This window comes from Paenibacillus sp. RC21, from assembly GCF_044907935.1.
Lineage (GTDB): Bacteria > Bacillota > Bacilli > Paenibacillales > Paenibacillaceae > Paenibacillus > Paenibacillus terrae_A.
On sequence record NZ_JBIYCS010000005.1, the window covers coordinates 260,156 to 273,720 of the forward strand.

Below are 13,565 nucleotides of genomic sequence, written 5' to 3' on the forward strand. Positions count from 1 at the left end.
ATATTACAGGTTTATCCAAAAGGCGCCACAGAGCGCTTTTTTTGTCGTTTTTTTTGAACATCGTTTCAAAAAGCAGTATGATAAAGTAGCATAAAATCTAAATTTAAAGGGGAATCAACCGATGGAGCCTACAACATCAGACGGACGCATCCTGATCATGACCGCGGTTGAGGGCGAACGGGAAGCCGTGCTGCGCGGGCTGAACGGCGACACCCGCTTTGCAGTTGAGCTGGCTGGTGTGGGCGCTCCGTCCGCAGCGGCTTCGACTGCTCTGGCGCTGGTTGGCGGCGGCTACCGCCTGGTCATCAGCGCCGGAATCGGCGGCGGCTTCGTGGATGTAGCCGCACTGGAGAGCGTCGTCGTCGCGGACGCGATCATCGCCGCCGACCTCGGGGCCGAGACGGCGGAGGGCTTTAGCAGCGTGGACGAGCTGGGCTTCGGCTCCAGCCGAATCGCCGTGAACGGCGCAACCACGCAGCGACTCGTTCAGGCGCTGCGTGCCGCCGGACAGACAGCCGTCGCCGGGCCGATCCTGACCGTCACGACGGCGACTGGTACGGCGGCAACCGCAGAACAGCTGGCTGTGCGCGTTCCCGGGGCTGCTGCCGAAGCGATGGAAGGCTATGGGGTAGCCGTAGCGGCGAACAGGCTGGAGCTGCCTGTGATGGAGATCCGCACGATCTCCAATGCAGTTGGCCCACGTGACCGCGCCGCCTGGCGGATCAAAGAGGCTTTGCAAGCGTTGGAAGCCGCATTTTCTACATTAACGGAGGTTATATAGATGCAAATTGCTTTTTCACCTTGTCCCAACGACACCTTTGTCTTTCATGCCTTGGCGCATGGGTTGATTCCGGGCGCACCCTCGCTGGACATCACATTCGCCGATATCGACATCACCAACAATCTGGCGGTAACGCCAAACGGGCTGGATGTTATGAAAATCTCTTATGCTGCACTCCCTTGGGTGCTGGACGAATACGCCCTGCTGCCTTGCGGCGGCGCGCTAGGCCGGGGCTGCGGACCGCTCGTGCTGACCAAGGAAGATACCACGGCGGAAGGACCGGAAGCCCTGTCCGGCAAGCGCGTAGCTGTGCCGAGCGAACGCTCCACGGCCTATCTGCTATTCCGCCTGTGGGCGGCCAAGCATGTGCCGGGAGGGGTCGGTGAAATTGTCGTGATGCCGTTCGACCAGATCATGCCTGCTGTCCGTGACGGACATATGGATGCCGGGCTGGTCATTCACGAGGCACGTTTCACGTATCCATCCTACGGTCTCAGCAAGCAAGTGGATCTGGGCAACTGGTGGGAAGAAGATACGGGTCTCCCGATTCCGCTTGGAGCCATTATTGCCCGCCGTTCTCTGGACCTCGATGCGATCGCAGGCTGGTTACACGCCTCTGTCGAGTATGCTTGGAAGCATCCCGAGGCCTCGCGCGAATATGTATTGTCCCATGCACAGGAGCTGTCTCCGGATGTGGCCCAATCACATATCGACCTGTACGTGAACGACTTTACCGCCAATCTGGGCGACAGTGGATACGCAGCCATCGAAGCACTGCTCGGACGCGCCGCACAGGAAGGACTTGTGCCTTCGTTTGATTTAGCCAAGCTGCGCCTTGCGTCCACCACCCGCTAATGGACCGACATTGCATGTTTTCCAGCTGAATAGAGCAGTTTAAACATATAAAACCTCCCGAACGAGCACATTGCCTAGCCATGCGCCCCATTCGGGAGGTTCTATGATTTCATATTGCGAATCATCATTCAGACTCGCTTGATCCTTGTCCTTAGTTCTGTTCCTGCTCCACGACCTCGGTCTTAAACACGTTATCCAATTTGGTACCCAATCTTTTGACCAGTGGCACCTTAATATCCCGGCTCAGCTCCTTGAAAAAAGCGTCCATGTCACAATTAATCTTATCCAACACGACCTTTACGGTGCCCTCTGCCAAGATCTGCTCATTCAGATCTTCCGGTACGGTAACCGAGATATCATACTTCTTGCTTAACGTTTTAATGTAGCGGGTAAAGATTTCGATAAGCTCCTCATTGTTGAACTTCTCGACTGCAACTTGCCCTTTGTTCGTAAATTTCAAATTCACTCTCACGTTAGCATTTCCCCTTTTCCTTTTGACCATTTATTTTGGATAAACGTTGAACCTTACGAGGTTCTTCAAAGAAAGGGCCTTACCGGTCGTTTTAGACTCTTGTCCTTTGATATACTAAGTATAACACATTAAGTCCGTTTTCATTTCCCAACTTGTCGTTTTATGATAAAAAATGATACAATTTGCGCATTTTCAGCATTAATTCTTTCTTTTCATGCCAATCATTAGGAAGATTTTATACATAAATACACAAAAAAACGCCTATCTCGCAAAAGAAAGACGTTTCCGTATAGATGCTTATGCAGTATGGATTTACAAAGGTTTTGTACATTCCCAACCATGTGAACGATACTCACGCACCGCATCCCGTACATCCTCGATATCATCGGTATGCAGCAGAACCGCAGGTAAAATCACCCAATATTCGTTCTCTGCCAGATCAATAAACACGTCCTCGACATCATAATATTGCATATCGCCAAAAGCCGTATCCCTGATTTTCTGTCCAACCAAAGGTGTAAAATGGGAATCAAATGTTTTAATCACCTTCGTATATTCCTTCACGCCCGTTGCTGTAATCTGCTGTGAAATAATGACGCTCAATGCTGTTTACCTCCCTGACTGATAATGCTCATTATAACCTCTTATCAGGCCTTCCACAAAACCTTGTGCTGCAAAAATAATAAAAATCAACAACCCGATGCCGATCCCAACGGAGCTTAAAACGATAATCAGGATGCCCTGTGTATTACGTTGCTCTATCCGTTTCGTCAAAATGCCGAAGACTAAACCCAGAATAGCCGACAGATTACCAATGACGAAAATACTTAATAGTAGCCCCAATCCTGCAAAAATCCAGCCAAACAAAGCAAGCACCCAGCCCTGCGGCTGCGGCTCACTCTGTCTCATCTGCCAGCGTTCCCTCGCTGTAGACGTGTACCTATCCATTCTTTAGCTCCCCCGCTCTTTAACCAATACTCAAGAAAGAAATTCGCTCGCCTTCTCCCGGTGGGCAGGCTTGATATGCATGTCCAGCACTTTTAAGGCCGCCAGCACGACACCCGCATCGTCCGTGAAGCCCAGCATCGGAATGACATCCGATATCGCATCCAATGGAGAAATAAAATACGCCAAGGCCCCGAAGGCCACCCCTTTGGCATAAAGAGGCGTTTCAGGATCTATCGCACAATAGTACATGGCCACCGCATCCTTCACAAAAGGAACCTTTCCGGCCGTGGATTTCACCTTTTTGAAAAATCCCTTTTTTACCTGTTCTTCCTGCTTCGGATCATATTTGGCTTTAGTTACATCAAAATCCTTCATAAGGTACCTCCTATTTCTGACTGGCAAGCTTGAAAATTCCACCTTCCCGCTTTCCAAGTTCATAATTTTGTACCGTCATTTCCACCTTCGTATTTTTATCCCATACCGGAAGCTTGTCCGACGTACCATACTGTTTCATAGCTATGTCTATGACTTCCTCCGCCTTCTTCGTCAAAGTAGAAGAAGCCATATTATATTTACCATAACCTCGATAAGCACCACCCAAACCAAGATTCGGTTGATTGTTCACATTTAAAAGCACACCCTTCAACGTACCATTCTCTGCTACATCAAAGGTCGCTTTTTCCAATACAAAATCATCAGTAACGACGGAAGTCTGCTCCAATACATGCGATATGGACGACAGGTTGGCTGCTAATCTAACCCGTTGCAGCAGGGCCTCTGTATCCTTTTGTTGCTTTGTCAATGCTTGCGTTGTCTTGTTGAGTGAAGCATTCGCTGTAGTTAAAGTATTTACCTTTGCAGTCAGATTATAATTCCATAACGCCAAGGTAATACATCCGAGTACAGCTATTCCTGAAATGACCGTGGCTACAACTGCGAGCTTACGAACAGCCTGTGGTTGCGGCTCCAAAGACTGAGTATGACTGCTTAATTCCCCCATAGCAAACTTCCTCTCTATTTACATAGTCATATTTTACTATGACCCCCTTTTATAATCTAGTATATTCTTCCTGCTTTCTCATTCTCTATTTATGGGTACAGGATTTCGTTTCATTGGCCCTTGAGCTTGGGTTGCCTCGTTTTCCCGGTAAAGCCGTATTCACCAGATACACACTGCCCGCGATCAGCACCAATCCCACCACGAATGTCAGAGTAAGCGACTCCTTGAGCATCACCATACTGAAGATCGTAGACAGCACCGGAATCATAAATGTATAGGAGCCGACGGTTCCTGCTTCTCCGTTGTCGATCAGTTTAAAATAAATCATCCAGCCCATCGCAATCACGAATACCGATATAAACAGCAAGATACCGATAAAGGAGGGGGTCCAGTGAATATCGCTCCATTTCTCCGTCGTAAGTCCAATCCCATTGAGAATAATTCCCCCAAAAATGAGCTGCATCGTCACCGCCCAAATGGAGTCCAACTGCTTGCTTTTTTTCTTCATATAAATCGTTCCGAGTGCCCAGCACAGTCCAGAGGCCAGCCCCAGCACGATACCCAACACGGACAAATGCCCTGCCATCCCGCCGGAGCTAATCACGATCACCCCGCCAAATCCAAGAACCAGTCCAATGACCTTCATCGGAAACATGCGCTCACCCAACCACAACCAGGAGAACAATCCAAGCAAGATCGGCTGGAGGAATACTAAAGTGGAAAATAACCCGGCAGGCAAATACCGTAGCCCCACCGTCTGCAAGCCATAGTAGCCTGCAATATTAAATATCGCCAGAACGAGATACGTCCACGCATTCTGTCTCAAGCGTAAGGTTTCCCTGTGACGCATAGCGAACAGAAGCAGGATTAGCCCGCCCAGCAGCGTACGGATGCCTGAAAATAAAATCGGCGGTGTATCTGGCAGAGCCAGCTTGGTCAACGGCCAGTTAATTCCCCACACCATCACTAATATCAATACAAGCCACAGCGTAGCTTTAGGTGTTAATGTTTTCATAGCTGTGTTCCTCTCCCCTAGCGATGGTCATCACTCATTTCATACAGCTATAATCATTTACAGACATTTGCAAAGCTTCACTTTACTAGCATATACTGTGAGCTTTAATAAATAAAATGAATGTTGTCAGAAAAGAGTTCGGCTATTCTTACGAAGTCTGGAACCAGCGGTTATTAGCTCAGCACGTTCGTAAATACGCTTTGGCTGAAGGTCATGAATGTCTTTTACGTTATTTCAGGATCGTTCTACTAGGCTGGTGAAAGTGTTTTACTTCTAAGCCATTTTCCCGGGGAGCAGTTTTTCGTAAATCGGTAAAGTTACAAACCATGTAAAAAAAAGCTTCCCTGGTCCCAGGCTGGGCCCAGCGCTTTTTCGTCGTTTCGGATTACGAACTTTCGTCAGGCCGAGCAGGCCGGGTTGGCGACTTATTTCCTAAAATGACGCATTCCCGTCCGTTCGCCTCTCTTGTTACTGGGCCGTTAAAATCAGTGGCCCGTCCGGCGTGACTGCGATCGTATGCTCATATTGCGCCGACAACTTGCCGTCGGCCGTTCTCGCCGTCCACTGATCGTCGTCGATCATGATACGGAACGTACCTTCGTTGATCATGGGTTCAATCGTAAATACCATGCCTTCCTTTAACCGAATGCCTTTGCCGGCTGTGCCGATATGCTCGTAGCTCGGCTCTTCGTGCAGGCTCCGCCCAATCCCGTGCGCCAGCAGATCGCGTACGACGGAATACCCATTCGCCTCCGCATGCTGTTGAATTGCTGACGTGATGTCGCCGAGCCGGCCCCCGGGGAGCGCCCGGGCGATCCCCAGATCCAGACATTCCTTCGTCACCTTCATTAATTGTTGCGCCTCAGGCCGGATATTGCCCACCGCATAGGTCATGCACGAATCGCCGAGCCATCCGCCGTATTCCGCGACGATGTCGAGCTTCAACAAGTCCCCGTCCATAAGCGCCCGATTGGAAGGAATGCCGTGAGCCACGACATCGTTGATCGAAATACAGGTTTCGGCGGGGAAACCGTTGTATCCTTTCGTAAACTGCTTGCCGCCCAGCTTGGTGATGTGTCTGGCAACAAAGTCATTGATTTCCTGGGTGGTAATCCCAGGCTCGATCAGTTTGGCCACCTTACGGTAGCAATCCGCAACGATTTGGCTCGCCGGCTTCATCTCTTCAATTTCCCTAGGTGATTTTAAAATGATCATCTTTGTTTATTCGCTCCTTATCCATTCTATAATTTTAAAAACCCGGCGATATCCCTGGCCTCCTCGTGCAGCTTTCCGCGGCGAAGCGAAAGTGAGGCGCAGCCGACCAAGGCGGCCAGCAGCATTTCCGCGCGCTGTAGCCGATCCGGCGGCTCCGCTGCGTTTCTGCCGGAAGCGGCAGCCCCGTCCGCCGCACGCCCAGTTTCCAGCAGCGCGGCAAGCGGCGCGAGCACCTCCCGGCGAAAGGCGGCCGAGAGCGGAGCCGACCGTGCTTCAGGCAGCGAGGCAAAGCCCTCACCGGCCAGCTTATGCAGCAGGTACAGAGCGTGGTCCTCCGCCCAAAGCTGTAACAGCCGGACCCCAGCGGCGGCGACGGGGCCAAACTCTGCGGCAGCGGCCGTTTCGCGACTTCCGCTTCGGGAATCCGCGGCAGCCGCGTTCCCGGTGTCCGCCGCAGCAGCCAAGCCGAAATGCCCGCCCGCCGGCGCCTCCCCCGAAGCCGAAGCGCAAGGGACCTCCAGCGGGGCCTCTAGCGTGTCCTTCTGCCATCCCCCGGCCCGCTCCAACGCGTCCCATAGCAGATCGTGGAGCAAATCGCCCTTATTGCTGTAATAATGGTATACCGTGCCATAGCCGAGTCCCGCCTGCGCGGCCACATCGCGCATTTCCAGTAAAGGCCCTTTATTCAAAAACACATCGGCAGCGGCTTTCCGGATTTGCGCCAGACGCCGCAGCCGGATCTCTTCGTTTTGTTCCTTCGTGCGTGGAGACATCTCGTCCGTTCACCTCTTTTATTTTTGACCTACTCTTATGTCAATATAAAACATCGGCTTGCGAATAACAAGGAATTAGCTGGAGAATTTACGGCTTACCTAGAAATCGGAGCTGTTTACGGATGCGAAAAAATAGGAAGCAATAGTAACGAGATTTTGGCAGGTGTATAATGTTCCTTAAATACTGATTGAGATCGTTATTATAAGGGGTGTCTTTTCAAAAGTAGGTGGTTTTCCTGTCTTTACGTGATGTGCTTAAAAATAAAAAAGAGTTTTCCATGAACGGAAAACTCTTTCGCTATTTATCTTTTGGGTTGAGCCATCATAGACTTAGAACGATCCCTTTCACCGACATACCGCTCAAGGTTTTCGGCATGCTTATATAGTTTCGTCAATGACGGACCAAACCTCCAGCCAAATCATCCCAGCGCCAGGAAACCTCATGTCCGTGAAGATGCAGCCCCCCAAACCACTCGTCGATCCCTTGAACTGCAATACGGTCCGCTGATCCATTTAGTACCTCATTACCCAACTCAGTCAGAATTACCGGGCGGTTCAGAAACTCCGGGATTTGCCTGAAATCCAAGCCGTCCTCAGCCCCGTCAATAATCAGTAAAGGATGCTCACCTTCCACCAAAGAACGAATAACTTTCCAATATTCGAGATCGCCCATGCCGAGCACATGCAGGACGTCAGTTACCTGACGGAACAATTCCAAAGGCGTATCCACTCCGTTGCGAACGGCCTGAAGCGTGGTCTGTTCCACAATGCCAAGACCATTCCGTTCCGAGGGCAACCGTTTGAGATGCGCTGTGAAGGCCTCATAGGCAAAAGGCAGGCCGGATGCTGCCAATGTTGCCTTCTTGTCTTCCAGAAGATTAGCCATTTGACCAGGATCAGGAGAAGCATACGCCTGCCAAAGCTCGCTTCCGAGCTCCATTTCTTGCCGCCCAATGGTCCGCCAGGTCCCGGATAATGTCTGAAGCTGTGCCGGAGTGAGCTGTCCCAGACCATGAAACCGTTCAATTCCTGGAAACTCCCCAATACAGAGCAGACTCAGCTTCGTGCAGCCCAGTTTCTGTCTTTTGAACCAGTGGAGCAGATAGGCGAGCATACTCTGATCAAACAGGTCATGCTCAAACCACAACACGACTTCATCGTACTTGGTATATTCACGAAGTTTCTGTTCTTGTTCCTCACAGCCCGTTATGTATTCGCTGGCCGGAATACCCATCGTTTCTTCCAGAACCCGGGCCCGCAGTGACCGTTCTTCAGCCCCTGCTGGATTTGCAAATATCGGCCCTGATGGATAAACCTCTCTCCATACAAGCACATCACCCTGTACAACGCCCTGCTTCAACATCTCACCTACAACATCACCGTTAACAATATGTAGCATGTTTTGCCCTCCCTCATACAAATGATTGAACACGGAGACGAGGTCGGCCACCGGGAGTGTACCTTTCAACTTTCGGCGGGCATCGTGCAGCCGCTTCTTAAGCGTCGGGACCGGAGTGCCCAGATAATCGGAAATTTCCTGAAGAGAGTAGCCGTAAAAATAAAATAGCCGCAGAGGCACGCGCAGCTTGGCAGACAGTGCCTTCACCGATTGTTGCAAAACTTGACTCTCCTCCCTACGCTCCGAAATTTCTGCCAAATCCGGTACTCCTCCCGATACCTGCACCGCTTCATCCAGAGGAAGCACCGAATGATGCTTGCGCCGCAGCGTCCGCTGGGACTGTCTTACGACAATGGTCTTGAACCAGCCTGGAAAAGCGGCCGGGTTCTGTAGCTTCTCCAGATTCTGATAAGCCTCTATGAACGCATCCTGCACGGCATCTTCCGCGAGATGGACATCCTTCAGCATGTCATAGGACACCGCATAGGCCATCCCACGAAAATGCAGCACCAGCTGCCCAAACGCTTCCGCATCCCCTAGCCGCGCCTTTTCAACCCACTCCCTCATACGTCCCTAGCCTCGTTTCTTTCGTGTTCTTAATCTTAAGTGCCAACTCAATGGGGGAAGGTTACAAATTATATTGATGGAAAAATGAAATGATTGATACATAGCGTCACCGAACACTGCAACAATATGAACAGATTCTTTCTCATAGGAGCATACTGTAGTTACAGCTGATAGTTTCCAACCGAAATAAATCACCCTTTATTTTTCACGAGGTTAAGTTCAATGTGACTTCTACCATGTAGCCATAGCAGTTCATCCAGTAAAAATGCTAATCCATCCTTACTGCGCAAACGCTCGATCAGTTCTGTGACGACCTCCATGATCTCACGTTGCACATTCTCCGCTAGTTGTAGTCCCCCGCTTTCCCCGTCCACATAAAGATACGGATGATCCGGTTGTTCTACCTTTCGTACATATCGCAGACACAATATTCCATGTTCAAGATAAAAAAAATAGCTACGATCATACAGGACTCCCTCAAATAATTCATACATATGAGGATCATCATCAAGTCCATATACCATGGCAACTCTTTTCAATTCAACAGATTCGCTCATAAATAATTCCCCCTACCTTATAATATTACTGATTTATTTATGTATTGATATCCAGCATAAGCATGATTACTGTATGAATGATCTGGAAAACATAAACGACACGCCCCTTCACTCCCTAAATCATTGTTATAAGAAATTTTTTATCAATACTTAAATTCAGTATCCAGTACCGTTCTACTTTAGAACCAAGTACCAAGTGATCAAATTAACAATGTTGAGAGAAAATAAATTTAATACTTATATTCGTATATTCGTTTATTAGTATAATATATACGACTTTTAGTATAGAGTCAACATCAATTTTACGGATATTCGTATATTGGATATAATGGGCTAGAGGATGGTGTACATATGAGAACGATTCGGCTTAAATTGAACGAGGTTATGACACAACGGGGACTTACGCAAACTCAACTTTCCGAACTATCTGGTGTTCGTCAGGCGGCTATATCAGAAATGTCACGGAACATTCGTGAACAAATAAATCTAAAAACACTTATCAAAATCGCGGATGCACTTGAAATTGATGATATATCTGAACTCATAGCAATTGAAAATTCTGAAAAGGATCGCCTATAAAAACGGTCCTATTTTCGTTAAGTACTTTTCGTCTGCACTGGCTAAACTTAAATAATGTACAAGAAAAACGGAGAAGACGGATTGGTGCTGTACAAGCCAAGCGGTCGCTTCGGAAGCACCATCCGTCTGCGAAGTGGCAGTTCCATTTATATATTCGATCTTTTGATCAGTTCCTCCACGGCTTTATAAGTCATGTCAAGGTAATCACTTTATATAGTGTAGTGATTATGATCATTTAACACATTCAAAAAGGCCTCCATAGCAATATAGTATTATACGACTATACCGCTATAGAGGCCTTCATTTATAGTTAGATCATTTCTTTGCTTTCGTCTGATCCTATTTAAAAATCACTTCGATTGCTTTGTGGCTTCGTACAAACGCTGTAAAATGGTAACCGCCTCAGCCCGTGTGACTAGCGCTTTGGGGTGAAGGTATCCATCATTGGCGGTAAGGACGCCCATATTAGTCAGGGTGTAGAATGCTTCTCCTTTTTGATCTTGGGAATCTCCATCATAATAGGGCTCCTCTTGAGTCGTGTCGATGTATATTACTGGATAGCTGAACGAGTAATTGTCATTGTAATTCGCCTTACGAATTTTTATATCCTTATACTGCGCAGCTGCAGAGATTACTTCCTTGATCTCAGGATGAAGAGTCTGATTCGTATAATCCGTCCGAACGGAAGCAATCATCATAACATCCCAGCGGGTCAGCGGTTTGTCGGGATTGATATAGAATTGATAGTTTGGATATTTGCCTCCTACTCTTTCAGTGAAGCCCCAAACATAATCCCCATTGAATAATGCTGCAAAATCTTTATTCGCCCAGTGCTTACGCGCATCAACAAATTCTGAAGCTTTTCCGGACGAATGATTGATCTCTGGAAAAAGCTTGTGAAACATATTTACAAATTCCGCTTTCGTTATGGTTTTGCCTGGCTTGAAGGTCCCATCCTCATAGCCCTTGACAACGCCTTTGTCGACCATCGAACGAATAGATTCAGCAGCCCACTCATATTTTGTCCCGTTCACATCAGTAAACGTATTTGCCGCGAATGCGGATTGGCTAAAAAACAGTGCCACCGCAACCAGCGGAGTGATAAGCCATTTCTTTTTCAACATCTCTTTCCACTTCCTTCAGGTAAAATTTATGTAGAAAATAGTTCTTCAGAACTCCATGTTATATCGGCATCTCAAAAGCAAATGATAATAATAATCAGAAAAAACAACACAAAAACGACCTCGCAACGAGTAATTCCCGTCACAAAGGCCGTTATCCGCATTCCCTAACAAACCTGACATTTAGGCTTCTATAATTCAGACCACCACTCGAAAAACATTAATTAACAAGGCTCTTCGTTCGGCTTCCCTGCATCCGTAGCTGTACGGAAGCTTGAACCGCAACCACAGGTAGCGATTGCATTCGGATTATGAATGGTAAAACCGCCTGACATACCAGACTCTTCAAAGTCGATTTCCAGACCGTCCAGGTAGCGGATGCTTTCCTTTTCCACTACAATCTTCATATCCTGTACGTTCATATATATATCCTGATCCGTCTCGTTGTCGTCAAAGCCCATGGCATACGAGAATCCGGTGCAACCGCCCGGCGTAACACCCAGACGCAAAAACATATTCGGCGTTTCCTGCTGCTCCAGCATATCTTTCAAGCGCTCGGCAGCGGAATCGGTGATGTTAATCATGACTCCATCCTCCTCTTTTACTTCATGTTCTCCTTTAGTATACTCCACTATTTGCAGGTGCTCAAGTCATGGAATGTCCTTCCCTTACAGGCTAAAAGACCTGTTTTTCTATTCGTTTGTATTGAACACCTGTGAGGTGAGGTTTATAATAGGTGAAGAGTGTGTAAAAGAAACTGTCGGAAATTTGTCATTTCACAGATGAAGTTCTGAGACATTCATCATTGTAGCTTGTCATTGTAACATTTTTCACATATCACATATCCGCGCTGCCGGATTCGTACCGACGGAACGGGACATCCTGTGTGCATTAAGCGCTTGTGCCGCTTATCAGGCGGACAGCCTCGCACAGAGCAACTTGAAGGAGGAATAGGCATGTCCACATTAGTTACACCCTTTACAGACCGCAGAATGGCGGAGATTGTAGAAAAGGTACAGAATGGTATTCGTTTGAGCCTTGAAGACGGTATATATTTGTACGAAACTGACGATATTCTCACACTGGGTCAGTTGGCTAACGAAGCGAATTTACGCAAGAACGGAAAAAAGGTTTATTTTATTGAGAACATGAGCCTGTACTTCACCAATGTATGCGAAGCGCGCTGCGCGTTCTGCAATTTCCGCAAGGATCAGGGGGAAGAAGGCTCTTATACGTTGTCCGGGCAGGAAATGATTGATTATGTTGAGCAGCATATCCATCCGGGCGTCAGAGAATTCCATATCGTCGGCGGTCATAATAATCATGTGCCTTTCCAATACTATGTAGACTCATTGAAGGCGCTGAATGAAAAGTACCCCAATGTTACACTGAAAGCCTATACTGCGGCAGAGATTGATTTTTTCACACGCATTAGCGGCTTGAGTATCAAAGAAGTGCTTCAGGAGCTGCAAAAGGCAGGGCTGCAAACACTGACCGGCGGTGGCGCAGAAATTTTATCGGATGAGTATCGCCAAAAAATGCGTGTCACCAAAGCGAATGTAGATCGCTATCTTGAGGTTCATCGCACGGCTCACAATCTCGGCATGAGAACTCATACGACGATGTTGTACGGTTCGGTTGAATCCTACGAGGATCGTATTGAACATATGCTGCAAATTCGCGCATTGCAGGACGAAACGAACGGATTTATGGTATTTATTCCACTGTCCATGCAGCCGAAAAGCAAAAATGCCAACATTATGCGCCGTAACTCCGCTTACGAGGATCTCAAAACGATTGCGATCAGCCGCCTGATGCTGGACAATATCGATCATGTTAAAGCTTACTTCATTAATATTGGTCCGCAATTGACGCAGGTCGCTCTGACCTTCGGTGCATCGGACGTCCACGGCACGATTGTGCGCGAGCAAATCAGCCATGCCGCAGGCGCACTGACCCCGGCCGGATTGACCCGTAAAGAGCTGATCTGGCTGGTCAAAGGTGCAGGACGCACCCCGGTTGAACGGGACACCTTCTATAACGAAATCGAAGTTTTCGAATAAAAGCCATATCGGATTCGTATTTTCCCGCGTGCATTTCATCCCCATACCTCACACCATGCAGCGTCAAGCTGCCTCGGAATTTTCTGGTCTGCCTACAGGCGGGCCGGGAAGCCGGGTTTTATAACAACAAAAAACTTGTGTCTGATCGGAAACATTGAATTTGCATGTCGCCGGGATAAGACGTAATTTGAAGGCGAACAAGGTTTCCTGATGAGGCACC

At 48.2% G+C, this 13,565-nt stretch carries 17 protein-coding genes; 5 read left to right on the forward strand and 12 right to left on the reverse strand.

Annotated elements, in window-relative coordinates; all coding sequences use genetic code 11:
- Positions 1 to 121 precede the first annotated feature (121 nt).
- Entirely contained in the window at positions 122 to 781 is a 660-nt protein-coding gene (locus ABIA61_RS18240) for a futalosine hydrolase (RefSeq protein WP_283653175.1), read from the forward strand.
- Positions 782 to 1,636 (forward strand): 1,4-dihydroxy-6-naphtoate synthase, encoded by an 855-nt coding sequence (locus ABIA61_RS18245; protein WP_283653176.1) that lies wholly within the window; start codon positions 782 to 784, stop codon positions 1,634 to 1,636.
- A 151-nt stretch (positions 1,637 to 1,787) separates the two neighbouring features.
- On the opposite strand, the gene ABIA61_RS18250 is transcribed toward ABIA61_RS18245, so the two are convergent.
- The 10 genes from ABIA61_RS18250 to ABIA61_RS18295 all read right to left on the reverse strand — a co-directional run bounded on the left by ABIA61_RS18250 (position 1,788) and on the right by ABIA61_RS18295 (position 9,582).
- Positions 1,788 to 2,108 carry a hypothetical protein gene (locus ABIA61_RS18250; RefSeq protein WP_014277849.1) on the reverse strand — a complete coding sequence of 107 codons (321 nt, stop codon included), beginning with the start codon at positions 2,106 to 2,108 and terminating at the stop codon, positions 1,788 to 1,790.
- Between the two features lie 312 nt (positions 2,109 to 2,420).
- Entirely contained in the window at positions 2,421 to 2,711 is a 291-nt protein-coding gene (locus ABIA61_RS18255) for a hypothetical protein (RefSeq protein WP_014277850.1), read from the reverse strand.
- 6 nt (positions 2,712 to 2,717) lie between these two features.
- On the reverse strand, positions 2,718 to 3,056 hold the full coding sequence (locus ABIA61_RS18260; RefSeq protein ID WP_283653177.1) for a hypothetical protein: 339 nt from the start codon (positions 3,054 to 3,056) through the stop codon (positions 2,718 to 2,720).
- Between the two features lie 30 nt (positions 3,057 to 3,086).
- A complete protein-coding gene (locus tag ABIA61_RS18265; RefSeq protein WP_283653178.1) occupies positions 3,087 to 3,431 on the reverse strand; it encodes a YkvA family protein in 345 nt (114 codons plus the stop codon).
- A 10-nt stretch (positions 3,432 to 3,441) separates the two neighbouring features.
- Positions 3,442 to 4,056 (reverse strand): hypothetical protein, encoded by a 615-nt coding sequence (locus tag ABIA61_RS18270; RefSeq protein WP_283653179.1) that lies wholly within the window; start codon positions 4,054 to 4,056, stop codon positions 3,442 to 3,444.
- Between the two features lie 85 nt (positions 4,057 to 4,141).
- Positions 4,142 to 5,071 carry a DMT family transporter gene (locus ABIA61_RS18275; protein ID WP_283657297.1) on the reverse strand — a complete coding sequence of 310 codons (930 nt, stop codon included), beginning with the start codon at positions 5,069 to 5,071 and terminating at the stop codon, positions 4,142 to 4,144.
- 468 nt (positions 5,072 to 5,539) lie between these two features.
- Positions 5,540 to 6,286 (reverse strand): type I methionyl aminopeptidase, encoded by a 747-nt coding sequence (map, locus tag ABIA61_RS18280; protein WP_404581103.1) that lies wholly within the window; start codon positions 6,284 to 6,286, stop codon positions 5,540 to 5,542.
- Positions 6,287 to 6,312: 26 nt separating this feature from the next.
- Positions 6,313 to 7,059, reverse strand: coding sequence for a TetR/AcrR family transcriptional regulator (locus tag ABIA61_RS18285; protein WP_283653181.1), 747 nt, complete (start codon positions 7,057 to 7,059; stop codon positions 6,313 to 6,315).
- Between the two features lie 391 nt (positions 7,060 to 7,450).
- Positions 7,451 to 9,025, reverse strand: coding sequence for a sigma-70 family RNA polymerase sigma factor (locus ABIA61_RS18290; RefSeq protein WP_404581104.1), 1,575 nt, complete (start codon positions 9,023 to 9,025; stop codon positions 7,451 to 7,453).
- 191 nt (positions 9,026 to 9,216) lie between these two features.
- A complete protein-coding gene (locus ABIA61_RS18295; protein ID WP_283653183.1) occupies positions 9,217 to 9,582 on the reverse strand; it encodes a hypothetical protein in 366 nt (121 codons plus the stop codon).
- A gap of 351 nt (positions 9,583 to 9,933) precedes the next feature.
- On the opposite strand from ABIA61_RS18295, the gene ABIA61_RS18300 reads away from it, so the two are divergent.
- Together ABIA61_RS18300 and ABIA61_RS18305 are read left to right on the forward strand one after the other, a co-directional pair.
- Positions 9,934 to 10,161: a helix-turn-helix domain-containing protein gene (locus ABIA61_RS18300; protein ID WP_283653184.1), complete on the forward strand. Its 228-nt coding sequence runs from the start codon at positions 9,934 to 9,936 to the stop codon at positions 10,159 to 10,161.
- Between the two features lie 54 nt (positions 10,162 to 10,215).
- Entirely contained in the window at positions 10,216 to 10,350 is a 135-nt protein-coding gene (locus ABIA61_RS18305) for a hypothetical protein (RefSeq protein WP_404529633.1), read from the forward strand.
- A gap of 161 nt (positions 10,351 to 10,511) precedes the next feature.
- Here the strand turns inward: ABIA61_RS18305 and ABIA61_RS18310 are convergent, their stop codons facing one another.
- Entirely contained in the window at positions 10,512 to 11,285 is a 774-nt protein-coding gene (locus ABIA61_RS18310; protein WP_283653185.1) for an S-layer homology domain-containing protein, read from the reverse strand.
- Positions 11,286 to 11,506: 221 nt separating this feature from the next.
- On the reverse strand, positions 11,507 to 11,866 hold the full coding sequence (locus ABIA61_RS18315; protein ID WP_014277861.1) for a HesB/IscA family protein: 360 nt from the start codon (positions 11,864 to 11,866) through the stop codon (positions 11,507 to 11,509).
- Positions 11,867 to 12,238: 372 nt separating this feature from the next.
- Here ABIA61_RS18315 and mqnE point away from each other — a divergent pair, with 372 nt between their 5' ends.
- A complete protein-coding gene (mqnE, locus tag ABIA61_RS18320) occupies positions 12,239 to 13,345 on the forward strand; it encodes an aminofutalosine synthase MqnE (protein ID WP_283653186.1) in 1,107 nt (368 codons plus the stop codon).
- Positions 13,346 to 13,565 lie beyond the last annotated feature (220 nt).

Coding starts and splice junctions, on each gene's coding strand:
- ABIA61_RS18240 (WP_283653175.1), top strand. CDS start 122: ATGGAGCCTACAACATCAGACGGACGCATCCTGATCATGACCGCGGTT.
- ABIA61_RS18245 (WP_283653176.1), top strand. CDS start 782: ATGCAAATTGCTTTTTCACCTTGTCCCAACGACACCTTTGTCTTTCAT.
- ABIA61_RS18260 (WP_283653177.1), bottom strand. CDS start 3,056: ATGGATAGGTACACGTCTACAGCGAGGGAACGCTGGCAGATGAGACAG.
- ABIA61_RS18265 (WP_283653178.1), bottom strand. CDS start 3,431: ATGAAGGATTTTGATGTAACTAAAGCCAAATATGATCCGAAGCAGGAA.
- ABIA61_RS18270 (WP_283653179.1), bottom strand. CDS start 4,056: ATGGGGGAATTAAGCAGTCATACTCAGTCTTTGGAGCCGCAACCACAG.
- ABIA61_RS18275 (WP_283657297.1), bottom strand. CDS start 5,071: ATGAAAACATTAACACCTAAAGCTACGCTGTGGCTTGTATTGATATTA.
- map (WP_404581103.1), bottom strand. CDS start 6,286: ATGATCATTTTAAAATCACCTAGGGAAATTGAAGAGATGAAGCCGGCG.
- ABIA61_RS18285 (WP_283653181.1), bottom strand. CDS start 7,059: ATGTCTCCACGCACGAAGGAACAAAACGAAGAGATCCGGCTGCGGCGT.
- ABIA61_RS18290 (WP_404581104.1), bottom strand. CDS start 9,025: ATGAGGGAGTGGGTTGAAAAGGCGCGGCTAGGGGATGCGGAAGCGTTT.
- ABIA61_RS18295 (WP_283653183.1), bottom strand. CDS start 9,582: ATGAGCGAATCTGTTGAATTGAAAAGAGTTGCCATGGTATATGGACTT.
- ABIA61_RS18300 (WP_283653184.1), top strand. CDS start 9,934: ATGAGAACGATTCGGCTTAAATTGAACGAGGTTATGACACAACGGGGA.
- ABIA61_RS18305 (WP_404529633.1), top strand. CDS start 10,216: ATGTACAAGAAAAACGGAGAAGACGGATTGGTGCTGTACAAGCCAAGC.
- ABIA61_RS18310 (WP_283653185.1), bottom strand. CDS start 11,285: ATGTTGAAAAAGAAATGGCTTATCACTCCGCTGGTTGCGGTGGCACTG.
- ABIA61_RS18315 (WP_014277861.1), bottom strand. CDS start 11,866: ATGATTAACATCACCGATTCCGCTGCCGAGCGCTTGAAAGATATGCTG.
- mqnE (WP_283653186.1), top strand. CDS start 12,239: ATGTCCACATTAGTTACACCCTTTACAGACCGCAGAATGGCGGAGATT.